This window comes from Hymenobacter sp. UV11 (assembly GCF_004684095.1).
Taxonomy (GTDB): Bacteria; Bacteroidota; Bacteroidia; order Cytophagales; family Hymenobacteraceae; genus Hymenobacter.
Genome location: NZ_SRII01000005.1, coordinates 322,969 through 348,426, shown reverse-complemented (window position 1 = coordinate 348,426; position 25,458 = coordinate 322,969). Strand labels below are relative to the sequence as shown.

Sequence of the window (25,458 nt, the reverse complement as noted above, 5' to 3'; positions counted from 1 at the left end):
ACAAGTGAAGAAATATGCTGCAAGCGGCTGAATTTCAAGCGGAGCTGGATAATATTCTGGCTTACTGGCGCACCTACGCGCCCGACGAAACCCACGGCGGCTTCTTCGGCAAAATCGATAACGACAACCAGCCCACGCCCACCGCGCCGAAAGGTGCGGTGCTGCACGCCCGCATTTTGTGGACCTTCGCGGCGGCCTACAACCACCAGCCAGATGCCGAAAACCTAGCCGTGGCCCGGCGCGCCTACGACTACCTCGTGGCGCATTTTATGGATGCCGAGCACGGCGGCGTGTACTGGTCGGTCGATTACCAGGGCCAGCCGCTCGATACTAAGAAGCAGATTTACGCGCTGGCCTTCGCCATCTACGGCCTGAGTGAATACTACCGCGCCAGCGGCGACGCGGTGGCGCTGGCATACGCGCAGGCCCTGTTTCGCACCATTGAAGCCCACAGCTTCGACCCCGCCGAGGGTGGCTACCTCGAAGCATTCGCCCGCGACTGGCAGCCCCTCGGCGACCTGCGCCTGAGCGCCAAGGATGCCAACGAGAAGAAGACGATGAACACCCACCTCCACGTGCTGGAGGCCTATGCCAACCTTTACCGCGAGTGGCCCGATGCGCACCTGCGCCAGCAAATAAAAGCGCTGCTGCTCGACTTCACCGACCATATTATCGACCCCAAAACCGACCACCTCATCCTGTTTCTGGACGAATACTGGCAGCCCCGGCCCGACGCTATTTCCTTCGGCCACGACGTGGAGGCGGCCTGGCTGCTGCTCGAAGCCGCCGAGGTGCTGCACGAGCCGGGCCTCATCGCGCACTTCCGCGCCACGGCCGTGCGGCTGGCCCGCGCCGCCGCCGAGGGGGTAGGGCCCGGTGGTGGCCTGGGCTACGAGCTGCACCCTGGCGGCCACCTCGATGCCGACTGCCACTGGTGGGTGCAGGCCGAAGCCGTAGTGGGCTTCTACAACGCCTACCAGGTGAGCGGCGACGCGCACTTCCGGGACCTGGCCGAGGGTGCGTGGCGCTTCACCCAGCAGCACATTCTGGATAAGGAAAACGGCGAGTGGCTGTGGGGCGTGCACGCCGACTATTCCCTGATGGCCGGCGAAGACAAAGCCGGCTTCTGGAAGTGCCCCTACCACAACGGCCGCGCCTGCCTCGAAATGCTCCGGCGGCTGGCGGGGAGCTGACCCGCCAGCTACCGCGCACCCGCCACTGCTTTCCTACCCCTTCCCACCCATGCAACGGCGCAAATTCCTCACCTTGGCGGGCGCCTCGCTGGCTAGCCTGCTGGTACTCAATACGGTGGCCGATGCTGCCACCCGCCCGGTGCTGGTGCGCCCGCCCGCCAGGGTGCGCGTGCAGCTGGAGGGTGAAACGCACGCGCTGGCTTCCGCCGATAAGCTGACCTGGCACTACCGCGACGTGACCGTGCGGCTACTGCCGCAGGGCACCGCGCTGGCCGTGCGCGTGCAGTGCCCCGGCGCCGCCTTGCGGGCCGTAGTGCTGGAGTGGCAATACGACATTATCCCCACTATCCCCGTGCTGGGCGACGCCTGGGAGCGGACCTACGGCGACGTGCAGTTTCAGCCGGCCAGCTTCGGCCGCCAGCTGCCGTGGTACTTCGTGCAGCACGGCGCCAAGCCCGCCGCAACGGTGTGCTTTGGCGTGAAAACGGGCTGTAATACGCTCTGCTACTGGCAGGTGGGCGAGGGAGTGCTACGCCTGACCTTGGATGCTAGTAGCGCAGGGGTAGGGGTGCAGTTGGGCCCGCGCGAGCTGCTGGCGGCTACCATCGTGGCCACGGCCGGGCAGGCGGGCGAGGACACGTTTGCCACCGCCCGGCGCTTTTGCGGGATGCTGTGCCCTATCCCCCGCCTGCCGCGCCAGCCGGTGTACGGCATCAACGACTGGTATTTTGCCTACGGTAATAACTCGGCCGACCTCATCTTGCAGCACACCCGCCTGCTGGCCGACCTGATGCCCGCCGGCGACAACCGGCCGTTTTCCGTAATCGACGCCGGCTGGGCCGCCTACTCGCCCGCGCTACCCGGCGACTGCTGCTGGCAGGATGACTTTTCGCGGCCCAACGCCAAGTTTCCCGATATGGCCCGGCTCGGCGGCGACATTCGCCAGCTTGGGATGCGGCCGGGGCTGTGGACGCGCCCGCTCTGTGCGCCGCACGACACGCCGGCCAGCCGGCTCCTACCCCCCATTGCAGGCCGCAACGACCCTAGGAAGCCGGTACTCGACCCCACCATTGCCGAAAATATCGCGCTCATCCAGCGCAACTTTGCCACCTACCAAAGCTGGGGCTACGAGCTGGTGAAGCACGATTTCAGCACCTTCGACCTTCTGGGCCGCTGGGGCTTCGAAATGACCGACAGCTTTACTACCCCCGGCTGGCGCTTCCACGACAATACCCGCACCACGGCCGAGGTTATCTTGGATTTGTACCGCGCCATCCGGCAGGCGGCGGGGCCGGCTTACCTCATTGGGTGCGACACGGTGGGCCACCTGGCGGCCGGCTTGTTTGAGCTGAACCGCATCGGCGACGATACCAGCGGCCTGGAGTGGGACCGCACCCGTAAAATGGGCGTCAATACGCTGGGATTTAGATTGGTGCAGCATAATAAATTCTTCGCGGCCGACGGCGACTGCGTGGGCCTTACCCCGAAAGTGCCGTGGGCCCAGAACGAGCAGTGGCTGCGGCTGCTGGCTGGTAGCGGCGCGCCTTTGCTCGTCTCGGCCCAGCCCGAGGCGGTAGGCGCAGCTCAGAAAATCGCCTTGAAAACGGCCTTTACCCAAGCCGCTAAAGTGCAGCCAGTGGGCGAGCCGCTCGACTGGCTTACTACCCCGCGGCCTCGCCGCTGGCGGCTTGATGGCCAAGTAGTTGATTTCGACTGGAGCTAAGCTGCTTCGCCTTTTAGTACCCTACTCCCTATGCGTAAGTTCCTTGCCCTGGCCGCCGCGCTAGCCTTTTGCACCAGTGCCGCGCTGGCCCAAACCTATTCCGTACGCGCTTACGGCGCGGTGGCCGATGGCCGCACGGTGACGACCGCCGCCATCCAAAAAGCCGTGGACGCCTGTACCAAAGCCGGCGGCGGCACGGTGGAAGTGCCAGCCGGCACCTACGTCATCGGCACGGTTTTCCTGAAAAGCAACGTGACCCTGCACCTCGACAACGGCGCGGTGCTCAAGGGAAGCCCTAATCTAACTGATTATCATCCCTATACCCTGCCAGAATACGGCCAGAACTATTACGGCATGCTTTTCACCGAAAACGCGGAAAACGTGACCATTACCGGCCAGGGCACCGTGGACGGCAACAACCCGGTATTCTACGATTTTACCCAGGCTAAGACGCTGGACAGCGTAACTACGCGCTACACGCGCCAGAAAAACAACTACCGCCACGTAGCCAGCGGCATCGGCGATGGCCCGGTGGTGCCTAAGGACCGGCCCCGACAAATGGTGGTATTTTCGGATTGCAAGCACGTGATGGTCAGCGACGTGTCGCTCATTAACTCGCCGTTCTGGACGATGCACTTTGCCGACTGCACGGGCGTGAACGTGACGGGCATCCGGCTGTACTCGGGTATTTTGGTGCCCAATGCCGACGGCGTGGATTTTACTGATTGCAGCAATGTAGCGGTCAGCAATTGCGATATTCAAGCCGGCGACGACGCGCTGGTGGTGAGCGGCTACAACCACCACTTCGAGATTGCGGGCTTTCATAACCTGCGCCGCATCTCGGAGAATATCGTGATTACGAACTGCAACTTGCAGTCGGCTAGCAGCGGTATCCGCATCGGCTACCTCGACCAGAACACCGTGCGCAACGTGACGGTGAGCAACTGCAATATCACCAATTCGACGCGCGGTATCAACATTTCGCTGCGCGACGAGGGCTCGCTTGAGAATTTAACTTTCGATAATATCCGCATCGAAACCAAGCTGCGTACCGGCGACTGGTGGGGCAACGGCGAGCCGATTCACATCTCCGCCATCCGGGGCAACGCCGATAAAAGCGTGAAAATGGGCCGCATCAAAAATGTACGCTTCAGCAACATCACCTGCCGGGGCGAAAATGGCATCTTGCTCTACGGCACCGCCGAAAGCCCGCTCGAAAATGTGGAGTTTCACAACCTCACCTTCGATTTCGTAGACAGTCCGCTCAACGTCGTGGCCGGCGGCAATGTGGACCTACGCGGCAACCTCGACCCCCGGTTCGGCCTCTTCGCCCGCGACATTCCCGGCCTGCTGGCCGAGCACGTCAACGGCCTCGCCATTCACGATTTCAAGCTGAACTGGGTCGGCGTGAAAGCACCGTATCTGTCCAATGGCCTTGAGGTCAACCACTTCACTAACTTGCGCATCAGTAACTTCCAGGGCACTGGCGCGCCCACCAACCCGAAAGCTGTATCAGTAGCGTTAGCCGATGGAACGGGGGTAGGGCTGGATGTGCCCAAGGGCCAGGTAACCCGTAAGAACGTAAAGTAACCCACGGCCCAAAATAGAAGGAACGTCATGCTGAGCTTGCCGAAGCATCTCGCTTGCGCCGTTTGATTACTAATCCAACGAGGCGGTAGAGATGCTTCGGCAAGCTCAGCATGACGTTCTTTTTACACTTTACGCCACTTCTGTCACGCGCACTTTCACGCCTTTTATCTTGGCGCCGTTCAGCTTTTCGAGGATTTCGGCGGCCTGTTTGCGGGGCACGGCCACGTAGGAATAGAAGTCGAATACCTCGATGCGACCTACGGTGTGGCGTTCCAGCCCGCCCACGTTGACGAAGGCGCCAACCAGGTCGTGGGCACTGACTTTGTGTTTCTTACCGGCCGTAACGTGCAGCGTGATGGTTTCGGGGCGGGGCAGCTTATTGGCGGCGTTGGCGGGGGGCATGGCCGGGGGCACCAGGCGTTTCCATTGTGCGCCCTGGGCCGAGGGCCAAGCCTGCACGCGGGCTTGCTCGGGGGGGGTAGCGAGCAGGTGGGCGGTGCCGGCTACGCCGGCCCGCGCCGTGCGGCCGGCCCGGTGCTGGAAGGTTTCAGCATCATGCGGCAGGTCGTACTGGATAACCGTGTCGAGGGCCGGTACATCGAGGCCGCGGGCGGCTACGTCGGTGGCTACCAGGGCCTGGGCCGAGTTATTGCGCAGCTTCATGAGGGCTTTGTCGCGCTCGGGCTGGGGCAGCTTGCCGTGCAGCACCTCGGCCGCCACGCCGCGCCCGCGCAGGAACTGGGCCAGCTCCTCCACCTTATCGCGCGTGTTGGCGAAGATGAGCGTCTGGCCGGTTTCGGGCTGTTGCAGCAAGTGGTAGAGCGCGGCGGGTTTGTCCTCCACGGCATTGAGCACGTGGCCGCGTAGCGTGAGCGAGGCGGGTAGGGCCGCGCCGGTTATCTCGCCGTTGAGGCCACCGGCGGCGGTGAGCATGCGGGGGCGGGTGAGGTAATCGCGCACCAGCGCCATCACCTTATCGGGCATCGTAGCCGAAAACAGCAGCGTCTGGCGCCGGCGTGGCAGGCGGCTGATAATAGTCGCCATCTCTTCCTGAAACTTGAGGTCAAGCAGCTTGTCGGCCTCGTCCAACACTAATACTTTCAATTGGTTAGGAATGATGTTACGCTTTTCGAGGTGGTCGAGCAGGCGGCCGGGGGTAGCCACCACCACGTGCGGCGTTTGCTGCAAGGTCTGCACTTCGTCGCGCATGGCGTGGCCGCCGTAGAGGGCCGCCACGCGCAGGCCGGGGGCTGGCATATATTTGCCCAATGCCTTGAGTGCGTCGCGCACTTGCAGGGCCAGCTCGCGGGCCGGTACCAGCACAATGGCCTGTACGGCCTTGGCGGCTGGGTCAACCTGGGCCAGAATGGCGAGGCCGTAGGCGGCGGTTTTGCCCGAGCCGGTGGGCGCCTGGCCGGCCACGTCCTGCCCGTCGAGGGCGGGCTGGAGCACGAGCGCCTGCACGGGGGTAGGCTGGGTATAATTCAGCTCGGCCACGCCTTGCAGGAGCTCGGGCGAGAGTTTGAAATCAGAAAATGAGGCCGGAGCGGCGGGGTCAGCTTGCATCCGGCAAAGGTACGACCGGCATGTAGGGTAAGCTTTAGCTTGCCGCCAGTAACTACGGCAAGCTAAAGCTTACCCTACCCTCACTCCGCCACATTCACCAGCCTATATCGCACGGCGGTTTTCTTAGGCCTAATATCCAGCCCCACGTGGTGGGCGTACACTTTGGTAAATGTGGCCCCGAAGTAGAAAATCATCGCCGAATAAAACACGAACAGCAGCACCAGCACCGAGCTGGCCGCCGGCCCGTAGATGGGCCCGAGGTCGCGGCCTACCAGCAGTTGGCCCAGCAGGTGCTCGCCTACCTCAATGAGCACCGCTGTGAGCAGCGCCCCGCGCCGCACGGCCCGCCAGGGCACTTTGGCCGCGCTCAGGGTGCGAAATACGAAGCCGCACCAGGTGGCCAGAATGAGCAAGCTCACCAAAAAATTCAGCACCCAAATCACGTAGAACGCAAACGTAACGTCGAAATCGGATACAAAATCGGCAAACAGCGCCAGGGCGCCATCGGCCGAAAAAGCCAGTACCGACAGCGCCGCCGTGGCCAGTAGCACCCCCGCCGAGCGCAGCCGCTCGCGCATGGCCACCGACACCTGGCTCACCTGCCGGCGCGGGCGTACGTGCCACAACTGGTTGAGCGAGTGCTGGATAACAGTGAATAGCGTGGTGGCTACAAACAATAAAAACACGAAGCCCAGCGCAGTGATGAGCCGCGTGCGGCCCGCGTGCGCCACGTTGTGCACCGTTTGGGCTACCAGGCCGGTGGCGGTGCTGCCAATCACTTCGCCGAGCTTGGTGAGCAGCATCAGGCGCGCGCCCCGCGCCGAGTAGAGCGAGCCCAGCAGCTGCACCAAGATGAGCAAAATGGGCGGCAGCGCAAACGACGTGAAAAAGGCCGTGGCCGCGCCCAGCCGCAGCGGGTCGTTGGCGGCCAGCTCGCGGGCGGCGCGGCGCAGCAGCAGCCACTGCTCAACCCACCAGGGCCAGTGGTGGGGCAGCGGAGGAGGGGGAGGGAGGGTTTTAGACATGAGAAACTTAACGCGGGCGCGACAACATTTTGCTCCCAATTGGGTACAATGGGGCGGCCGCCAGCAAGCCCGACTCTACGCCCGCCCAGCGGCGGGGCGCGCTACTAACAAGTATTCTCCCGGCTAGTTACGCATGACAGTTACTTCCATTTCCGCCACCGGGGTGCGGGCCGTTCCCGAAGCCCCGCCCCGCACCTGGATTCAGCGCCGCCTCGTCGACCCGTTTATGAGCTTGCTCAAGGCGGGCCTGGCCCCCAGCAGCCTGGCCCTCACGGCCGGCCTGGGGGTAGCGTTTGGGCTGGCGCCCACCTTTGGCATTACTACCCTCGTGAGCACGGCCGTGGCCCTGCGCCTCAAGCTCAACGTGGCGGCCATGCAGCTGGTGTGCCACGTGCTAAGCCCGGTGCAACTCATTCTGCTGCTGCCTTTTCTGCGTTGGGGGGCCACGCTGCTGGGCCAGGGCCGCGAAGTAACGCACCTCAGCCTGGACCAGATAAAGGGCATGGTTAAAACCGATGGCTGGGGCAGCGTGCTGCACCTGCTGTGGCGGGCCGAGTTGGGCGCCCTCATGATTTGGGCTGTGGCGGCCGTGCCGGTGGTGCTGGCGCTTTATTTTGGCCTGCTCCCGCTGTTTAGGCGCTTCATCAGCCGCTACGAAGAGGCCGAAGCCGCCCAGACCGCCTCCGTAGTCGGCTAATACTTCGGCAGACTTTACGGACGGTGCCTCAGAATAAATTTCGCAGCTTCACCCAAAACAGGAGGGGTAGGAACCACAAAGCTCAGTGCCTCGTGGGTTCCTACCCCTCCTGTTTTAAGCCGAGCTGCGCTTACGCCTCGTACAGCGGCTGCACGTCGGGCTGGCGGAAATACGGGTTCACGCCTTCGTCCGAGTTTGGGTCAATCAGCATCAGGTCCACGTGCTGAAAATCGCCGGTGCGGCCTTCCAGCGCGGGGCCGAGCTCCTGCATAAAATCGGGGTTCTGGTCGGTGGTGTCGAAGCCCAGCAACAAGCGTGGCGGCTGGCTCTCGTTGCCCAGTAGCTGCATCTGCGCCAAGTATATTTTGCGAATGCTGGGCGTTGCCGCGCCAAAATCGGTCAGCGATTCTACCAGGCCCTCGGGCAGCGCGGCGGGCACGCTCAGCGTCACCTGCGCATCGGCGGGTAGGGCGCTGCCGCCCCCGGCCAGCTGGCCTTCCAGCAGGGCCTGAATCTCGGCCGCCGGCAGCAGCTTGCCCGCCGGCGAGAAGGGGTTCAGCACGCAGTCCTGTCCCTGGGTCATGCCAAAAAAGGCCTGGCCCGGAATGGTCACCCAGCTCACGGTACTGGCATCCATGCCGCCGTCGCTGAGGCGCGCCTCGGAGGTGAAGATGGGCAGGCGGCCATCCTGCAATACTTGCAGCTGAATCTGCTGGCCCTCCGTGAGTTGCACTTCGCCCAGGCCGATGTTCTCGTCGGGCGCCAGCACCATCAGAATGTTCTCTTGCAGCAGCGCCTGGTAAAAGGCGGGGCGGGCATTCTCGTCTACCGGGGCCAGCAGCAGCAGGTGCTCCAGCACGTTTTGCGGCTCAAAAGGAAACTCCTGCATGGGCGGCGGCGGGGCCAGCGGGCCGAGGTCATCCTGGGTAGCCGGCAGGGGGGTAGGCACTGGCGCGGCCGGCACCACGTGGGCCGAGCCTTGGTAGCGGGGGCCGCTTTTGGCGGGCGCCGCCCCTTGGTTGGGGGTAGCAGCGGCATCGCTGGCCGGGGTGGGGGTAGGAGCCGACTCCGGCTTGTTTTTCAGAAAGTCAAAGAGACCCATAGAAATGATAGTTGTTGGTTGTCAGTTGGTAGCCGGCCGTTGGTCATTGCCGGGCAAGTGAGCCCTGGCGCCTGGCAACTGGCTGCTAACAGCTAAGTAGTCGTTTAAAAGTAAGCGGGTTGTCAGCTGCTGGTTGTCAGTTGTCAGTCAGAAAATCATTCAGTACTTAATAACTGACAACTGAAAGCCGAAAACAAAGGTAGGCTAGCGCTCGCTACAGGCGCGCAGCTCGGCCTCGGTGCCGGCGATGGTGCGCACGCCGGCGGGGCCGGGGTGGTTGCCCCAGTGGCTTTCCACAAAGTTGAGCAGGTTGGTAATCTGGGCCGGCGAGAGGTGGCGGTGGGTGGTTGTGTCCTGCACGCCCAGCATCAACTGGTTGTAGCTCACGCCATTCACCATAAGCGGCCCGCGCAGCCCCTGGCGCACAATGCACGCCAGCTGGCCAGCGTGCGGCGCCAGGTAGTCGGAGCCCGCCAGCGGCGGCACCAGCTGCCCAATGCCCTCGCCCTGCTCGCCGTGGCAGCTGGCGCAGTGCTGCCCATACAGCCGCTCGCCCTGGTGCCCCTTATTGGTGAAGCAGGAGGGTAGAGCCAGCAGCGCCATCGCCAGCAGGCTTAAGGGTAGATAACGAGAGCCCGGAGCAGCCATAATAGAGTGCTAAAGAGCTAGCGCTGAGCGGTGGCCGGCTGGCCCTGGCGGGTTTTTACCTCGGCCAGCAGCACGGGCAGCTCCTTTTGCAGGCGGGTTACCTCCTGCGGATTCAGGCTGTCGTAGAGGCCGCGCACGTGGCCCTGGTCGTCTACGAGGGCAAACGTGCCGCTGTGGGCAATGCCGCCGGGCGCCTTGGCATCGGGCATGGCGCCGGTGAAGTAGGCGGCGGCCAGCGCGTAGGCCGTGTCGCGGCTGGCACGCACAAAGCGCCAGCTGCTGCCGGGCGTGCCTACCCCCAGGCGGCGGGCGTAGTCGCGCAGTACGGCCAGGCTATCGTGTTCCGGGTCAATGGTTTGGGAGATGAAGCGCAGGTTGGGCGTGGTGCCGTACTGCTTATACACCTTCAGCATCTCGCTCTGCATTTTGGGGCAGATGCCGGGGCAGGTGGCGAAGAAAAAGTCGGTGAGGTAGACTTTGCCCGCCAGGCTTTGGTTGGTCACGAGCTGGCCGTCCTGGTCGTGCAGCCGGAAGGCCGGCACCGTGGCGTGCGTCGCCGCCGAGTCTTGGCCGGGCGCCGCCGGCTCCGAGTTGCCGATGTAGGGCAGGGTAGTGGAGGCATCGGGCTGGGCATCGCTGCCCATGTCGGCCGTGGGGCCGGTGCCGCAGCCAGCCAGCGCGAGCAGCGCAGCCAGGGGCAAAAATTTTAAACGCATCATAATCAATCCAAAAGCAAAAGCGACCGGCCAGGCACTAGCCCCGCCAGGTAGTAAACCGCTGGCGGCGCCTAGTCGTTCGCCAAAAAAGGAGGGGGTAGGGCGCGGCTAGCGGCCGGCCCGGCGCAGGGTGGCCTGGGCCGAGTCGATGGCCACGCGCAATTGCTGCTCAATGCTGTTGAGCTGCTGCTGCTGGTCTTTGAGGTAGGCCACACGCTGCGGGGCGGGCGCGGTGCTGTCGGGGGCGTGGTAGCTGTGCATCCAGGTCATCATGGCGCGGTCGGCGGTCTGCATGCGCGCTACTACGGGCGCGCTGGCGGGCACTTTGGCGGCCGTGAGCTGCGCTTTGAGGGCAAAAAGCTGCTCAGTCTGGCCCATTGCCACATCGTGGCGCGCCATCAGCGTGTCTTCGAGGGCGTGCGCCTGGCCGGAGAAATTAGTCGCTTCGGCAGTGGCCGTCGTCTTCGAGTCGGAGCCGCAGCCCGGTAGGCCCAGGCTTAGTAAGCCAAACGCCGCACCCAGCGGCAAAAGCAGCATTTTTTTCATGTCGCAAAGGTCGGGGGGAATGAGCAATGAACAGTGAACAATGAGCCCGCCAATTGTTCATTGCTCACTGTTCACTACTCATTGTTCCCCATGAATTCTCGCCAACTCGGCCGTTCCGGCCTCACTGTTTCCGCCCTCGGCCTTGGCTGCATGGGCATGTCTGACTTCTACGGCCAGCGCGACGACGACGAAAGCCTGCGCACCCTGGCCCGCGCCCTGGAGCTGGGCGTAACGTTTTTCGACACCGCCGACATGTACGGTCCCTACACCAACGAGGAGCTGCTCGGCCGCTTTTTCAAAGGCGATAAAACCCGTCGCGATAAGGTGGTGCTGGCCACCAAGTTCGGCATTGTGCGCGACCTCAACGACCCCAGCAAGCGCGGCATCAGCGGCCGGCCTGAGTACGTGCGCCAGTCGGCCGAGGGCAGTCTCAAGCGCCTCGGTACCGACCACATCGACCTCTACTACCAGCACCGCGTCGACCCCACCGTGCCCATTGAAGAAACCGTGGGCGCCATGAGCCGCCTCGTGGAAGAAGGTAAAGTTCGCTCCCTGGGCCTCAGCGAGGCCGGCCCCGATACCATTCGCCGCGCTCACGCTACGCACCCCATCTCGGCCCTGCAAACCGAATACAGCCTCTGGAGCCGCGACGTGGAGGCGGAAACCCTACCCCTGCTGCGCGAGCTGGGCATTGGCCTGGTGCCCTACTCGCCGCTGGGCCGGGGCTTCCTCACCGGCGAAATCCAGAAGTTCGAAGACTTCGCACCCGACGACTACCGCCGCCACTCGCCCCGCTTCCAGGGCGAGAACTTCGACAAAAACCTCAAGCTGGTGGGCCACCTGCGCGACCTGGCCCAGAGCAAAGGCGTTACTGCCAGCCAACTAGCCCTGGCCTGGGTGCTCGCCCAGGGCGATGACCTGGCGCCCATTCCCGGCACCAAACGCGTCAAATACCTCGAAGAAAACGTGGGTGCCGTAGCAGTGCAGCTCAGCACCGATGAGCTGCGTCACCTCGACGAGCTGCTGCCGCTGGGCGCCGCCGCCGGCACCCGCTACCCCGAGGCCATGATGGCTGCCGTAGGCCGCTAAGACCACTGATTGGCGCGGATTTAAACGGATTTCACGGATTTTGTAGACTATTAAAATCTTCGACGACGGCATTGGGCTGCGTATCTGTCCCGGCATTTTATGATTTCTGAAGATAATTAAAACGACAAAGACCGCCTACCGAGGCGGTCTTTGTCGTTTCTTTGAACGCCTAGGGTGGTGAAGTTGCGCAGACGCTAACCGTCCACAAAATCCGTGAAATCCGTTTAAATCCGCGCCAATCAGTGGTCTACCCCGTCGAGCTGGCCTGGAGCCATTTCCGCCTGCCCGTGCACCTGCTGTGTGAGGTGCTGGCCTACTCGCTGGGCTACCGCTTCTACACGTATCTGCGCGCCCGCACTCCCGACCGCATCAGCGACCAGGGCCGGCAGTTTATTTTCATTGGCGCGGCTGCAGGCGCGCTGCTCGGCTCGCGCCTGCTGGGCCTGCTCGAACACCCCGAGCTGCTGCTGCACCCGCCCGGCGGCTGGCTCTATTACACCACCAATAAAACGATTGTGGGCGGCTTCCTGGGTGGTTTAATAGGGGTAGAGCTGACCAAAAAACGCCTCGGCATCCGCAGCAGCAGCGGCGACCTCATGGTCTATCCCATCCTGCTGGGGCTGGCCATCGGCCGGCTCGGCTGCCACTTCAGCGGCCTCACCGATGGCACCTTTGGCACCGCCACGCGCCTGCCCTGGGGCATAGATTTTGGCGATGGCATCCATCGCCACCCTACTAACCTCTACGAAATAAGCTTTTTGGTACTGCTCGGTGGGCTGCTCTGGCTGCTGGGGCGCCGCCGCCCGCTGCCCGATGGCCGCCGCTTCGAGCTGTTTCTAGCGGGGTATCTATTGTTTCGCCTGCTGGTCGAGTTCGTAAAGCCCACGCCCGCGCTAGCCGGCCTGGGTCTCACAGCGATACAGTGGGCTTGCGTAGGGGGGGTAGGGTACTATGTTTGGGTGTGGTGGCGGGGCGGTACCCGTAGGACAACTGTGGCGTTGGAAGTACATTAGGCCGTTCAATTAATTAAGCAGCGATATGCAACCCATTCCTGAAACCTCGCCCCGCTTTAGTAACCTTCAATTAGAACTATTGCGGTTGTATTCACGCGATTTGCCGGAGGAAGAATTGCTAAAGATTAAAGACCTGCTAGCCGATTTCTTTGCTGAACGCGCTATTGCCGGTGCCAATGCTTGGTGGGAGGCCAACAACTGGACGGAAGCCGACGTGGAGCGAATGCTAACCACCAAGATGCGTGCGGGTAAAACAGAAGATAATGCCACGCTACGTCATTGATACGAACGTACTGCTCGTTTGTGTGTCAAATAAGTCGTCGTTGCACTGGATTTACAGCAGCTTTCGAACAGGCGCTTATGAGCTGTGCGTAACCACCGAGATTCTCGCTGAATACGCGGAAATATTGGAGCGACACATGGGGCCAGTAGTAAGCCGGGATGTTCTTAATTCACTCACTACCCGGCACAATCTTATTGAGATAGAGCCAACTTACCGCTTCAACCTGCTCAACGACCCCGACGACAATAAATTCGTGGATTGCGCCATTGCCGCCAATGCCGTGTGCATCGTCAGTCACGACCGGGATTTTTTGCCACTGCGGTCTATTGAGTTTCCGAAGGTAGTAGTAGTGGATACGGTGAAGTTTAACGAGTTATTATCGGCGCAAACCATTCAGCAAAAGGGTGAGGACAACTAAATGCTGCCTGACATAATCGTTAAATAGCAAGTGCCGAGCAATTAAAAATGCTTAGCCAGATTATTCATTTTGCATTAACTTATTGCTAATATGCTGTAGAATAAATAGTGGAGAATCTCAGAAAATAAAAATTAAAATACCTGCTCAATAGCGCATATGCCCGAACGCCTCTACACCTACTACGACTTCACCCTGAGCCTGTGCCCGCAGTGCCTGCGGCGCATTGAGGCCAAAATTGTATTTGAGGACGGCAACGTGTTCATGCTCAAGCGCTGCCCCGAGCACGGGCGGCAAAAGGTGCGCATCGCCACTGACATCGAGTACTACAAAAGCATTCGCAACTACGTGAAGCCTAGCGAAACGCCGCGCCGCTTCAACATGGCCACGCACTACGGCTGCCCCTACGACTGTGGCCTCTGCACCGACCACGAACAGCACTCCTGCCTCACCGTGATTGAGGTGACGGACCGTTGCAATCTCACCTGCCCCACCTGCTACGCCGAAAGCAGCCCTACCCATGGCCGCCACCGCACCCTCGAAGAAATTGAGGCGATGGTGGACCTGGTAGTGGCCAACGAAGGCGAGCCCGACGTGGTGCAGATTTCGGGCGGCGAGCCCACGCTGCACCCGCAGTTCTGGGAAATTCTGGACATGTGCAAGCGTAAGCCCATCAAGCACTTGATGGTGAATACCAACGGCGTGCGCCTGGCCAAAGACGAGGCGTTTGTGGCGCGGCTGGCTACCTACTCGGGCGCGTTTGAGGTGTATCTGCAGTTCGATTCGTTCCGCGAAAACGTGCTGCTGGCCATGCGCGGCCGCGACCTGCGCGAGGTGCGCCAGCAGGCCATTGCCAACCTCAATAAATATAACCTCAGCACCACGCTGGTGGTAACGCTACAAAAGGGCCTCAACGACGACGAGATGGGCGCCATCATCGACTATGCCTTGCAGCAAAAGTGTATTCGCGGCGTCACGTTCCAGCCCACCCAGGCCGCCGGCCGGCTCGATAATTTCAACCCCGAAACCGATTCGTTTTCGCTTACCGAAGTGCGCCAGGGCATCATCGACCAAAGCCCGGTTTTCACGGCCGCCGACCTGCTACCCGTGCCCTGCAACCCCGACGCGCTGGCTATGGCCTACGCCCTGAAGCTCGACGGCGAAGTGTTCCCGCTCACCCGCTATATCGACCCCGCCGACCTACTCCAGAGCGGCGGCAACACCATTGTGTACGAGCGCGACCCACGCCTGCGCCAGCATCTGCTCAAATTATTCAGCACCGCCAATACCGTCGATACGGTGGTGCCCGAAATCAACCAATTATTGTGCTGCCTACCCCAGGTTTCGGCGCCTAACCTGGGCTATGATAATTTATTTCGGGTAATTATTCTGCAATTCATGGACGCCTGGAATTTTGACGTGCGCGCCGTGAAAAAATCGTGCGTGCACATCGTGAGCAAGGACCTGAAAATTATTCCCTTCGAAACGATGAATATTTTTTACCGCGACCAGGAAAAACTGGCGCGGCTAGAGGAATTACGCGGCGAACGCCTCGGAATTATATGAGCGAGCCCCAGCTTCCGCCCCCCGCGCCTGAGGAGAAAAAGGCGGTTTCCTGGCCGTTGGTGCTTAATCTGGGCTTGCTGTTGGTCGTAGCTGGCTTCAGCGGCGGTGATGTAGGGGCAATTTCGAGCAGCGTGTTTGGGCTGGTAATTATCAACGGACTGGCGGCGCTTATCGTGAGTATTTCTGGTGGCCGGATGCACTATGTTATCGCCTTTGTGCTCTCGTGCCTAGCCCTGCTCCTTATTGGGTTGGGCGTGTGCGCGCTAATAATTTCAAACGCAGGTTTTGGTGGTGGTCATTAATTACCCATTTTACGCTGAGTTTGCGAATACCTTTTTGCAGCTGCTTTTATAGTGACTACACCTCGGTTTATAGGCAGGAGTAAGCCTGGTAATTAATTGCCTAGCGCCGGCTGGCATTTGGGGCAGATGTAGGTAGCCCGGCCACCCACGTAGAATTTCTCTATTTTTAGCTTCGGGTGGCATGGGCAAAAGGTATGGGCGTCGCTACCAAGGGTAGCTGAGTCGTCCCACTCTCGGGCGTGAATGAGAAACGATTTCGGGAAATGCCGGTAATTCGCCTCGTGCTGAATGGCAGTCGTCAACACTAATTGAATCGCCGTGTGCAGCGCCGTGGTTTCTTTCTCTAATAGCGAGTTACCCAGCCGCTCGGGATGAATTTTGGCCTGAAATAAAACTTCGTCCACAATCCAGTTGCCGAGGCCGGCGGTGAGGCTTTGGTCGAGCAGCAGCGGTTTCACAAATACCTTGCGGCGGCTAAGCTTCTGGTGCAGCTCAGCGGCGGTTATCTGCAGCGCGTCGGGCCCCAGCTTCTTGGCCTTTTGATAGGCTTCGGCGCTATCGGCCAGCCGGATACGGCCAAATTTGCGCGGGTCGATAAACGCCAGGTTCAGGCCCGAATCGCTGAGCTGCCAGGCCACGCGGGTGAAGCGCGGGGCATCGGGCGCGTCGCGGTAGGCGCCAATGTCGCCGGTCATGCCAAAATGCAGCACCAGCAGGCGGCCGTTATCGAGGTTCAGAAAGCAGTTTTTACCCAGCCGGCCGGTGCCGGTAATGGTGCGGCCAAGTAGGGCGGCGCGTAGCTCGTCTTCGGGCACGGCCAGCACATGCGCGTCGCGCACTTCGAGGCCGGTAATCGTCTGGCCCACGGCCACCTCATTGATGAAACGGCGGTAGGTTTCGACTTCGGGTAATTCGGGCATCTTTAATAAATGAGCAATGAATAATGAGCAGTGAACAGTTGAGCCCTGGCCCATTGTTCACTGCTCATTATTCATTGCTCACTGAAATTAGTCGTGCAGCTTGGCTACGCGCTGGCCGGCCTGGTCGTATACGTCGCCGCCCGGCGTCACGAACAGCGAGCGCTGCTGGCCATCTTCGAGCACGAAGGGAAAGGCCGCGTTGCCGGTGCGGCGCAGGCGGCCCACTACTTCGGCATCGCGCACGGCCTCGTCGTCGTCGGTGCTGCTTTCGTCGGCCAGGCGCACCACGTTCAGGGCGCTGGTAAGGTAAAAGGGCACATCGGGGTTATCGCGGAAAGTAAGCTGGCCCACTAAGCGCACGGGTGCCGTGCTGGCGCTGCGATTTGTGGTAGCGTACGTGGCTTCGGCCGCGGGGCGGGGGGTAGGGCGCGGGGCCAGCGCAATTGGCTGGGCCGAAGGTTGCGCGCTACCCGCCTGGCTGCTGGCCACAATCTGGGCCGTGGCGCGGCTCCAGCCGCGGCTGATGGCGGCCAGGCGCGGGGCCAGGCCGGGGTGGGTGGCCGAGCCTTCATCGGGCGATACGGCGGCCATAGCGGCCTGCGCCTGGGCTAGGCTGGCACCCAGGCGGCGCAGCACAAAGCCCGAAAACTCATCGGCCTCCAGCTCGTCCTGCGGCTGCGAGCCACCGCCGCGCAGCGTGTGGCCGTTGAGGTGGTGGCCCATCTCGTGCGCCAAGATGCTGATGCCCGCCCAGTCGGTGTGGCCCGCGCGGTTGATAGCTGCCAAAAACTGCGGGTTATAGAGCAAATAGCGCTTGCCGCCATACACCACGGCCGCGGCGTTATCGACCTGGTCGGTGGCGCGCAGCTCGAAGCGCGGCTGCAAGCCCACCGCGTTGGTGATTTCGCGGATAATGCCAGCCGCTTGGCTGGCTGGCATATCGGTGGAGGGGGTAGTCTGCGCAGTGGCAGGCCCGATGGCCAGGCCGAGCAGCAGCGTCGGCAGGCCAATAACAGCGGCCAGCCGACGAAAAAACCGGGGAAGAATAGTCATGGCGAGAAGCGGAAAAAGAGACGGCTGAAGAAGGCACTTTCGCCGCCGGAAAAACGGGCTGGCGGCGAGTAAAACTTTATGAATACAACGTTACCGACCACCTTTTTCGTTTAATAAATCTGCGGCCGCTGCTGGTCGTTTTTTTGTTCTTTTTCTATGGCATCTGCCACCGCCGCCACTACGCCTGCTGTGCGTGTTCAACCCCGCACACTCCTGCGCCTTTCTGACATCGACCCGGACGACAACAAGCCGTTCGACCACAAAAAGAAAGTTGAAAAGCGCCTCGATGACCTGCGCGAGCAACTCAGCGATTACCAGGAAAAGCTCTACGCCGAGCACCGCCAGAGCCTGCTGCTCGTGTTTCAGGGCATGGACACCGGGGGTAAGGACGGGACCATTCGGGCGTTGTTTACGGGCGTGAACCCGGCCGGCGTGGAAGTAGCGGCTTTCAAGCAGCCCAGCGCCGAGGAGCTGAACCATGATTTTTTGTGGCGCATTCACCGGCATACGCCCGGCCGGGGCCACATCGGCGTTTTCAACCGCTCGCACTACGAAGACGTGCTCGTGACGCGCGTACATGGCCTCATTCAGCCCTTCACCTGGCAACAGCGCTACCAGGACATCCTTAACTTCGAGCAATTGCTAACGCGTAACGGCACGCGGGTTATCAAATTCTTCTTGCACATTTCCAAGGAAGAGCAGGCCGAGCGCCTGCAAGCCCGCCTCGACAACCCCAAAAAGCGCTGGAAATTTGAGCCCGGCGACCTCAAAGAGCGTCAGCTATGGGACGCCTACCAAACGGCCTACCAGGAGGCGCTGGCCTCCACCTCCACGGCCGAGTGCCCGTGGTACGTCATCCCGGCCAATGATAAGCGGGCCCGCGACCTGGCCATCGCCGAAATCGTGGTAGCCGCACTGGCCGACATGAACCCCCAGCCCCCCGCCGCCACCTTCGACGTGGCCGCGCAGGTGATTGAGTAAAGAGGGCTAAAAAGCGTCATGCTGAATAAAGTGGCGCATCTTGGTCGAGTCATTGGAATACTAATCCCAACGCCTCACCAAGATGCGCCACTTTATTCAGCATGACGCGCTATCGAAACGCAACAAGGCAGCCTGGCGCGCCGAGGTCTTATTAATTCATCCAGAGCGTGGCAACCGGCTCGAAGCGGTGGGCGGCGAAAGCGCCGTAGGGGCGCTCGGCATAAAAGCCCAGCACGTGCACATGGGCTTTGCCGGTTTGGGCGTGGGGTAGCACGCGCACCGAGTACACGCGGCCAGCCGTGGGCCAGTCGCCAATGTAGCCCTTGGGGCAGGCCGTATCGTCGATGCAGCGGGCGAATTGCTGCACGGGAAGGGGGGTAGGGAGCTGTGTCTTACGCATGACCAAAGATACGAAAAAAAAGTATGATAAACTAAAAATTTTGGCAAAAAGAGTCGTGCGTAAAATCTCCCATTCAATGGCGCTAATGAGGTTAAAACAAAATGAGTTAGTTGCTTGTTGGGGCCCGCCCAAAGGTTACTAATATGGCTGGCTAACAATTGTTAGCCACGCAGGCTAGTTACGCGAAAACCATGCCGACCAGATTCAGGGTCAGCACGGTTTTTTTGTGCGCTGCACAACGGGCGCTTAGCGCTTGTTCAAATCCAGCGCCTGGTAGGCGATGAGCAGGTCGGTGCGGGTGCCCGGCGGGCGGTAGTACACCAGCAGGTCGTACTGGTTTTCGGTTTCCTGGTGGGTGCCTTCGAAGTAAATTTCGTCGGGCGCGGCACCGGCGCGCTTGGGGGCCACGGCGTAGTCGTAGTTGTAGTAGCCCTGCTTGAGCAGCGCGTGGCCGGTGTAGCGCTGCTGCAACGAGTCGTATGTCAGCCGAAACTCGTCCTTGAGCTGCCAGTCGCTGAGCGCGCCAAACACGTACACCGGGCCGGGCGCGGGCGTTGTGGCCTTCAGGTTGAAGGTGACCTGGGCATAGTCGCCGTTGTAAGCGCCGTTGCCATACTCGCGGTTTTCGAACACGCGCTGGCCGTTGGCGTCTACGTACTGGTTGTAGGCCAGGCCGTTGCGCGTAGTTTCTTCGAGCAGCTCGACCTGGGTAGGAGTAGTTTGGCGCAGCAGGCGCGCCACGCCCAGCCCATTGGCTTGCAGCGAGCGCGCGTCAAAATAACGGTACTCGCTGAGGCCCGCAAAGGCATTTTCGTAGTTGAAGTACTGGTATTCGAGCCGCCGCTCGGCGTCGCGCACAAACGTGGGGGTAAGGTTATAGTGCGCATTATCCCAGCGAAAATTCTGGCGCAGCACCACCTTCACCTCGGCGGCCGGGTTCACCAGCTCCACGGCGCTGTAGTTGATGTTGAAGTTGAGCTGCTGGTAGGCGTAGCGCGCATCGATGCCGCCGGCCAGAATACCCTGTTGCAGATTCGCAACTACCTGGCTCTCATATACCAACACGCGGCGCGAGAGCAGCGGCACGCCCGCCTGGTTTTGCACCACCAGCAAGTAGTTGCCGCTAAGCTTCACGCGCGGCACCTGCAAGGTGTAGTGGTAGTAGGGCATTTTGGTATTGACTGAGGTTTGGTAATTGGTGAGCGTGAACTCGTTTATCTCGCTCAAAAACTGCATGTCCGTGATTTGCGAGGGCGTCCAGTTCAGGTCGCAGTGAATGAGCTTGGCCGTGAGGCGCGGCGCCTGCTCGCCCAGCACGTCAAACTCCAGCGTCACGGGCTGCTCTTGGCTCAGCGGCACGATGGGCGGGTTAAAAATGGCGTTGGCCTGGCCCGTGGGCACGTAGCACTGCACGCTGCGCACGCTGGGGTCATAGATGTAGTCGAGGTAGCGCAGCGTGCGGTCGGCGTAGTATTCGGCCGGCTTTTGCTGGCTCACGGGCGCGTTGGGGTTCGTAATGGGGGTGCCCAGCGGCACACAGCCGGCCGCCAGCAGCAGGAAGGGGTAGGAGAGAGGGCGAAAGCGCATAAGGACGAAAGTACGGCCAGGCCTGCCGATTGAGTTGGGACAATGTTTGCGGCAGCCTGCAGGCACTTCCCTCTTTCTCTTCACCCATCATTCCCTCAACTTCCTTTATAGAAGAGACCCTACCCCCCAATCACAACGTGGTAACCCAAGACGCCATTATCTTCGGCGGCATCCAGTTTTTCAAGGGCGTAGCCAGCCTCAAATAAAGCGCCGTTGCCGCAGCGCGGCCGGTTAGGTTTTGAGCGCACGCAAAATAGGCGGGGGTAGCACGCAGAAATGTGCGCTACCCCCGCCTATTTTGCGTACCGTATGTTGCTTATTTGCCTGGTAAGTGGCTTTCTATTGCCAGCAATTAGCGTCAAAACTTCCCTTTATGAACAGAAATCTCCTTTCCCTCGGTCTATTCGCTTCGATGGCCCTGAGCTCGTGCTCCGTACAATTAGCTTCAGTAGCCGACAAGACTGCGGAACAAGTGCAAGCCACTTATAAGGTGACAAAAGATGTATCCTATGGCGCTGACAAAGAGCAGGCTATGGATATTTATCTGTCGTCGGCAGCCCAAAAGTTAAAGAATAAGGACTACACCATCGTCTTTCTGCACGGCGGCGGGTATTACATCAGCGACAAGTCGCGGGAGGAGCGATATATTCAGCCGTATTTGAAAAAAGGGCTAAATGTGGTGAATATGAATTACCGCATTAAGCGCGGTATTCCCATTGCCTCGGAAGATTTAACCTATGCGCTGAATTTTTTGAAAGCGCACAACGACACGTACCACCTGAATTTAGACCGAATAATTCTGACGGGCTTTTCGGCCGGCGCGCACATTGCCAGCCTGGTAGCAGTGACCGCCAACGATCCAACTTATGCCAACAAGCTAGCTGCGGGAATCAAGATTGCCGCAGTTGTCAACTTCTCCGGTCCCGTTGATGGGTTAGACGTAGTAGAGAAGGTATTTATGGGCAACGAGGTGCCAGTAATGAAGGCAATTGGCGTCGCATTGTTTCCCGAAACCACGGAGTATGCGCCCAAAGAATACATCCAGAAATTCGAGCCTATTACCTACTTCGACAAAAACGACCCGCCATTTTTCATCTGGCAAGGCGGCAAAGATGACCAGGTTCCACCCGTAACCTTCGAGAAATTTGTGGCGCTACTTAAGCAGGAACCGCAAAAAAACGAAGTGCTATTTGTGCCGGAAGGTCAGCACAGCCCAAGCGCGAGTGAACTGAAAGAGGCTTACCAGAAAATTTTTGATTTTCTAGATAAAAAGTAAGCTGATAGGACCAGTATTAAATTATTCTATTTTTGGGGTCCTAAGCAATCGGTCAAAAGTAAACGAATGCAAAATAGATAGCAAGTAAGCGGATTATTTTTGCGTGCTTTATATTGATGATTAACAGATAGTATGCCTAATAAAAAGCCTCTCCCAAAGCAATTGCTTCTGGAGAGGCTTTCATTTTCTCTGGCTTTCAGAACTACATCTCGGCCAGCATTTCCCAGCGGTCATTCTGGCGGGCCAATTCCTTTTTAGTTTGCTCAAATTTGAGCGTGGTATCTTTTAATTGCGAGGCGTTTTGGTAGATTTTGGGGTCGGCTAGCTGCTTTTCGTAGATGGCCAATTCCTTTTCTAATTTGTCAATGTTGGCTTCTACTTCGGCTATTTCGCGCAGGGCTTTCTTCTGGTCGGGTGAGGGCGTTTTGGCGGGGGTAGGGTCAGCTTTAGGCTCCGTTTTGGGGGCGGGCTTTGATGCGGAAGGGCTGGGTAGGCCGGCTTTTTTGGCGGCTTTCTCGCGGTCTTCCTGCCACTGCTCATACTCGGCGTAGGTGCCGGGATATTCTTTGAGCTGGAAGTCTTCGATGTACCAGATTTTGGTGGCCACGTTTTCTACGAAAAACCGGTCGTGGCTGATGACGATAAACGTGCCTTCGTACTGCTCCAGGGCCTGAATGAGGATGTTTACCGACACCATATCCAAGTGGTTGGTCGGTTCGTCAAGCAACAGAAAATTGGCTTCCGAAATCAGGGTTTTGGCCAGCGCTACGCGGCTTTTCTCGCCGCCGCTCAGCACCTTGATTTTCTTGAATACTTCCTCGCCGGTGAAGAGGAACGAGCCGAGCACCGAGCGCAGCTCCATGTCGTTGCGCTTCGAGCCGGCCTCACTCATCTCCTGAAGTATCTCATTGTCAAGCGTCAGGCTTTCGAGCTGGTGCTGAGCGTAGAACGACATGATAACGTTGTGGCCGAGCTGGTGCTTGCCATCGGTAGGGGCTTCGGTGCCGGCCACGAGGCGCATGAGCGTCGATTTTCCTTTGCCATTGGCGCCAATGAGTGCGATTTTATCGCCGCGCTCGATGTGCACGTTGGTATCACGAAAAATCAGCTTCTGGTCGTACTTCTTCGTCACGTGCTCCATGCGCAGCACGTGGCGGCCGGGCTCCACCTTGAAGGTGAATTTCATGTTGATTTTGGCCGCGTCCTGGGCCACGTCCTCGATGCGCTCCAGCTTGTCCAGCGCCTTCACGCGGCTTTGGGCCTGCTTGGCTTTGCTAGCTTTAGCCTTGAAGCGCTCGATGAAGCGTTCGGCCGCCCGGATTTGCGACTGCTGGTTCTCGAAAGCGCCTTTTTGGATGAGGTTGCGCTCCTCCTTTTCTTCGAGATAATACGTGTAGTTGCCAGCGTAGGGCACGAGCTTGCCACCCAGCACCTCCACGGTGGTATTGGTGGTGCGGTCCAGGAACTCGCGGTCGTGGCTCACGATAATCACCGCGCCCTCGTAGTCGGCCAGGTAGTTTTCTATCCACTTGATACTGGGTAGGTCCAGGTGGTTGGTGGGCTCGTCGAGCAGCAGCAGCGAGGGCTTTTGCAGCAGGATTTTAGCCAGCATCACGCGCATGCGCCAGCCGCCCGAAAACGACTTAAGCGGCTTTTGTAGCTCCTCGGTCGAGAAGCCCAGGCCTTCCAGAATTTCTTCGGCGCGGGCCTGCATGGTGTAGCCGCCCAGCGCCTCAAAGCGCTCCTGCAAGTCGGCCAGCTTGTTCACCAAATCGTCGGTGTAGTTGGTTTCAAACTCGACCAGAATCTCGTCGATTTTCTTTTGCAAATCCAGCGCTTCCTCGAAGGCTTGCAGGGCCACGTTGAGGATGGACTCGTGGGTGTCGTAGCTGAGCAAATCCTGGTTGAGGAAGCCCAGCGAGACTTCCTTGCTCATCGAGATGGAACCCCCGTCGGCCTTGTACTCGCCCACCATGAGGCGCAGCAAGGTCGATTTGCCGGTGCCATTCAGCCCGATAAGGCCGATTTTATCCTTGGGTTTGATGTGCAGGCTGGCCTTGTCGTAAAGGGTACGCGAGCCGAAATGAAAGTCGAGGTCAGAAATGGAAATCATGGCGGGGCCGGCAGGGGCCACTAAAAGCAAGTGAGGCGTGAAGCGGGGGTAGGGCGGAAATCAGCCGCTGGCCCGCGCACAAGTGGCAACGCAAAGGTACGGCCCAGCCGGGGCTGGGCGTAATACCTAACAACCGGAAGTAGGTCGCGTGTTCGCCGTTTGGCCAGAAAATAGGGGGTAGGGAACTGGGCCCTTGCCCCCGCCCGCCCGACCTTTGCCCCATGCCGCACGCGCCCAGCTCCGAAATCATCCTGCTCATCGACGACGAAAATCACCTGCGCGGCATCACGGCGCGGCTGCTGGAGCTGGAGGGCTACGCCGTGCTGCAAGCCCCCGACGCCTACCGGGGCCTGGCCCTGCTAGCCGAGCACGCCGACGATATTACCCTCATTCTCTGCGATGTGAAGCTGCCCGATGCCAACGGCGTGGAGCTGCTGCCGCGCCTCAAGCAGAAAGCCCCGCTGGCCGAAGTGGTGCTGCTGACCGCCTATGGCACCGTGCCCGACAGCGTGCGCGCCATGAAAGCCGGCGCCTTCGATTACCTCACCAAGGGCGACTCCGACGACCAGCTGGTGGTGGTAGTGGACCGCGCCGTGGCTAAGGCGCGCCTGCAGCGCCGGGTGGCCGAACTCGAAAAGCAGGTGGGCCAGCGCCATACTTTCGACACGATACTGGGCCACGCCCCGGCCCTGGAAGCGGCCAAGCACCTGGCCCGGCAGGTGGCGCCCACCGAGGCCACGGTGCTGCTCGAAGGCCCTACCGGCTCGGGCAAGGAGCTGTTTGCCGAGGCCATTCACCAGGGCAGCGGCCGCGCCGCCAAGGCGTTTGTAGCAGTCAATTGCAGCGCCTTTGCTAAAGATTTGCTGGAGTCGGAGCTGTTTGGCTACAAGAAAGGCGCCTTCACCGGGGCAATGGCCGACAAGAAAGGACTGCTAGAAGAGGCCAGCGGCGGCACGCTCTTCCTGGACGAGATAGGGGAGCTGGAGCTGAACCTGCAGGCTAAGCTGCTGCGGGTGCTCGAAAGCCAGGAGTACATCAAAGTGGGCGACACGCGCCCTACCCGTGCCAACGTGCGCCTCATCGCGGCCACCAACCGCAACCTGCGCCAGGAGGCCGCCGAGGGCCATTTTCGGCCCGATTTGTACTACCGTCTTTCGGTGTTTGTGGTGCCGGTGCCACCGCTTAGCGCCCGCCGTACCGACGTGCCCGAGCTGGCCGGCTTCTACCTGCAGTACTTCGCGGCCAGGCTGAAACGGCCGCCGCTGGCCCTGGCCCCCGAGGCCCTGGCCGCCCTGCAAGCCTACCCCTGGCCCGGCAACGTGCGCGAGCTGCGCAACGTGCTGGAGCGCGCCGCCATCCTCACGCCGCCCGGCCAGGCGGTGGAGGTGGCCGGCCTACCCCTCGAAGTGCAGCTGGCCGCCGCGCCCGGCCCCAGCGCCAGCCTGGCCGCCGAAGACGAGCGCAGCCTGCGCAACGCCGAAATGCAGCACATCCGGCGCATCTTGCTGGAAGTGGGCGGCAACAAGGCCGAGGCGGCGCGGGTGCTGGGCATCGCGCACACTACGCTGTACCGCAAAATTCAGGAGTACGGACTGTAAAACGGAGTGGCACTCCGTTTATCGTTGAACGAGTCGCATAGCCGGAAACGGAGTGA

25 protein-coding genes are annotated in these 25,458 nt (G+C 60.5%); 14 read left to right on the top strand and 11 right to left on the bottom strand.

All coding sequences use genetic code 11. The features are described 5' to 3' along the window. The first annotated feature begins 14 nt into the window (after window positions 1-14). Genes E4631_RS11205 through E4631_RS11195 form a run of 3 tightly spaced genes read left to right on the top strand, consistent with a single transcriptional unit; the run spans window position 15 to window position 4,506 of the window. Complete coding sequence (locus E4631_RS11205) at window positions 15-1,193, top strand: AGE family epimerase/isomerase (protein ID WP_133655324.1); 1,179 nt, start codon at window positions 15-17, stop codon at window positions 1,191-1,193. A 49-nt stretch (window positions 1,194-1,242) separates the two neighbouring features. Beyond that, a complete protein-coding gene (locus E4631_RS11200; RefSeq protein WP_133655325.1) occupies window positions 1,243-2,916 on the top strand; it encodes a hypothetical protein in 1,674 nt (557 codons plus the stop codon). Between the two features lie 30 nt (window positions 2,917-2,946). After that, window positions 2,947-4,506: a glycoside hydrolase family 28 protein gene (locus E4631_RS11195; protein WP_133655326.1), complete on the top strand. Its 1,560-nt coding sequence runs from the start codon at window positions 2,947-2,949 to the stop codon at window positions 4,504-4,506. A gap of 129 nt (window positions 4,507-4,635) precedes the next feature. On the opposite strand, the gene E4631_RS11190 is transcribed toward E4631_RS11195, so the two are convergent. Together E4631_RS11190 and E4631_RS11185 are read right to left on the bottom strand one after the other, a co-directional pair. Continuing rightward, complete coding sequence (locus E4631_RS11190) at window positions 4,636-6,072, bottom strand: DEAD/DEAH box helicase (RefSeq protein WP_133655327.1); 1,437 nt, start codon at window positions 6,070-6,072, stop codon at window positions 4,636-4,638. A gap of 80 nt (window positions 6,073-6,152) precedes the next feature. Then, the gene (locus E4631_RS11185; protein ID WP_133655328.1) at window positions 6,153-7,097 is read right to left on the bottom strand and encodes a YihY/virulence factor BrkB family protein; all 945 of its coding nucleotides are present in this window, start codon (window positions 7,095-7,097) and stop codon (window positions 6,153-6,155) included. Window positions 7,098-7,230: 133 nt separating this feature from the next. Between E4631_RS11185 and E4631_RS11180 the strand changes: the two genes are divergently transcribed. After that, window positions 7,231-7,794 (top strand): DUF2062 domain-containing protein, encoded by a 564-nt coding sequence (locus E4631_RS11180; RefSeq protein WP_133655329.1) that lies wholly within the window; start codon window positions 7,231-7,233, stop codon window positions 7,792-7,794. 130 nt (window positions 7,795-7,924) lie between these two features. Here E4631_RS11180 and E4631_RS11175 read toward each other — a convergent pair whose 3' ends face one another. The 4 genes from E4631_RS11175 to E4631_RS11160 all read right to left on the bottom strand — a co-directional run bounded on the left by E4631_RS11175 (window position 7,925) and on the right by E4631_RS11160 (window position 10,806). Then, entirely contained in the window at window positions 7,925-8,896 is a 972-nt protein-coding gene (locus E4631_RS11175; protein WP_133655330.1) for an enhanced serine sensitivity protein SseB C-terminal domain-containing protein, read from the bottom strand. Window positions 8,897-9,100: 204 nt separating this feature from the next. Further along, window positions 9,101-9,544 carry a cytochrome c gene (locus E4631_RS11170; protein WP_133655331.1) on the bottom strand — a complete coding sequence of 148 codons (444 nt, stop codon included), beginning with the start codon at window positions 9,542-9,544 and terminating at the stop codon, window positions 9,101-9,103. Between the two features lie 17 nt (window positions 9,545-9,561). Beyond that, a complete protein-coding gene (locus E4631_RS11165; RefSeq protein WP_240734827.1) occupies window positions 9,562-10,263 on the bottom strand; it encodes an SCO family protein in 702 nt (233 codons plus the stop codon). Between the two features lie 105 nt (window positions 10,264-10,368). Beyond that, a complete protein-coding gene (locus tag E4631_RS11160; RefSeq protein ID WP_133655332.1) occupies window positions 10,369-10,806 on the bottom strand; it encodes a hypothetical protein in 438 nt (145 codons plus the stop codon). A gap of 90 nt (window positions 10,807-10,896) precedes the next feature. Here E4631_RS11160 and E4631_RS11155 point away from each other — a divergent pair, with 90 nt between their 5' ends. The 6 genes from E4631_RS11155 (at window position 10,897) to E4631_RS11130 (ending at window position 15,474) form a co-directional block, all read left to right on the top strand. After that, window positions 10,897-11,895, top strand: coding sequence for an aldo/keto reductase (locus tag E4631_RS11155; RefSeq protein ID WP_133655333.1), 999 nt, complete (start codon window positions 10,897-10,899; stop codon window positions 11,893-11,895). Between the two features lie 242 nt (window positions 11,896-12,137). Continuing rightward, entirely contained in the window at window positions 12,138-12,908 is a 771-nt protein-coding gene (locus E4631_RS11150; protein ID WP_133655334.1) for a prolipoprotein diacylglyceryl transferase, read from the top strand. Window positions 12,909-12,933: 25 nt separating this feature from the next. Next, complete coding sequence (locus tag E4631_RS11145) at window positions 12,934-13,191, top strand: hypothetical protein (protein ID WP_133655335.1); 258 nt, start codon at window positions 12,934-12,936, stop codon at window positions 13,189-13,191. After that, window positions 13,172-13,609, top strand: coding sequence for a putative toxin-antitoxin system toxin component, PIN family (locus E4631_RS11140; protein ID WP_133655336.1), 438 nt, complete (start codon window positions 13,172-13,174; stop codon window positions 13,607-13,609). The genes E4631_RS11145 and E4631_RS11140 overlap by 20 nt, the downstream gene beginning before the upstream one ends. Before the next feature lie 156 nt (window positions 13,610-13,765). After that, entirely contained in the window at window positions 13,766-15,172 is a 1,407-nt protein-coding gene (locus tag E4631_RS11135; protein ID WP_133655337.1) for a radical SAM protein, read from the top strand. Then, window positions 15,169-15,474 (top strand): hypothetical protein, encoded by a 306-nt coding sequence (locus E4631_RS11130; RefSeq protein WP_135318606.1) that lies wholly within the window; start codon window positions 15,169-15,171, stop codon window positions 15,472-15,474. Before E4631_RS11135 ends, E4631_RS11130 begins: the two co-directional genes overlap by 4 nt. 92 nt (window positions 15,475-15,566) lie before the next feature. On the opposite strand, the gene mutM is transcribed toward E4631_RS11130, so the two are convergent. Next, window positions 15,567-16,394, bottom strand: a complete 828-nt coding sequence (gene mutM / locus E4631_RS11125) for a DNA-formamidopyrimidine glycosylase (protein ID WP_133655339.1) — start codon at window positions 16,392-16,394, stop codon at window positions 15,567-15,569. A gap of 87 nt (window positions 16,395-16,481) precedes the next feature. After that, window positions 16,482-17,447, bottom strand: coding sequence for a membrane-binding protein (locus tag E4631_RS11120; RefSeq protein ID WP_133655340.1), 966 nt, complete (start codon window positions 17,445-17,447; stop codon window positions 16,482-16,484). Window positions 17,448-17,603: 156 nt separating this feature from the next. Between E4631_RS11120 and E4631_RS11115 the strand changes: the two genes are divergently transcribed. Continuing rightward, complete coding sequence (locus E4631_RS11115) at window positions 17,604-18,428, top strand: polyphosphate kinase 2 family protein (protein WP_133655341.1); 825 nt, start codon at window positions 17,604-17,606, stop codon at window positions 18,426-18,428. Between the two features lie 151 nt (window positions 18,429-18,579). Here the strand turns inward: E4631_RS11115 and E4631_RS11110 are convergent, their stop codons facing one another. Both E4631_RS11110 and E4631_RS11105 read right to left on the bottom strand, forming a co-directional pair. Next, a complete protein-coding gene (locus E4631_RS11110; protein ID WP_133655342.1) occupies window positions 18,580-18,828 on the bottom strand; it encodes a hypothetical protein in 249 nt (82 codons plus the stop codon). A 246-nt stretch (window positions 18,829-19,074) separates the two neighbouring features. Beyond that, the gene (locus tag E4631_RS11105; RefSeq protein ID WP_133655343.1) at window positions 19,075-20,415 is read right to left on the bottom strand and encodes a DUF5103 domain-containing protein; all 1,341 of its coding nucleotides are present in this window, start codon (window positions 20,413-20,415) and stop codon (window positions 19,075-19,077) included. Window positions 20,416-20,444: 29 nt separating this feature from the next. On the opposite strand from E4631_RS11105, the gene E4631_RS25905 reads away from it, so the two are divergent. After that, window positions 20,445-20,621 (top strand): hypothetical protein, encoded by a 177-nt coding sequence (locus tag E4631_RS25905; RefSeq protein ID WP_167797032.1) that lies wholly within the window; start codon window positions 20,445-20,447, stop codon window positions 20,619-20,621. Window positions 20,622-20,788: 167 nt separating this feature from the next. Then, a complete protein-coding gene (locus tag E4631_RS11100) occupies window positions 20,789-21,691 on the top strand; it encodes an alpha/beta hydrolase (RefSeq protein WP_133655344.1) in 903 nt (300 codons plus the stop codon). Between the two features lie 202 nt (window positions 21,692-21,893). Here the strand turns inward: E4631_RS11100 and E4631_RS11095 are convergent, their stop codons facing one another. Beyond that, the gene (locus E4631_RS11095; RefSeq protein WP_133655345.1) at window positions 21,894-23,804 is read right to left on the bottom strand and encodes an ABC-F family ATP-binding cassette domain-containing protein; all 1,911 of its coding nucleotides are present in this window, start codon (window positions 23,802-23,804) and stop codon (window positions 21,894-21,896) included. 221 nt (window positions 23,805-24,025) lie between these two features. Between E4631_RS11095 and E4631_RS11090 the strand changes: the two genes are divergently transcribed. Then, the gene (locus E4631_RS11090) at window positions 24,026-25,402 is read left to right on the top strand and encodes a sigma-54 dependent transcriptional regulator (RefSeq protein ID WP_133655346.1); all 1,377 of its coding nucleotides are present in this window, start codon (window positions 24,026-24,028) and stop codon (window positions 25,400-25,402) included. The last annotated feature ends 56 nt before the right edge of the window (window positions 25,403-25,458 follow it).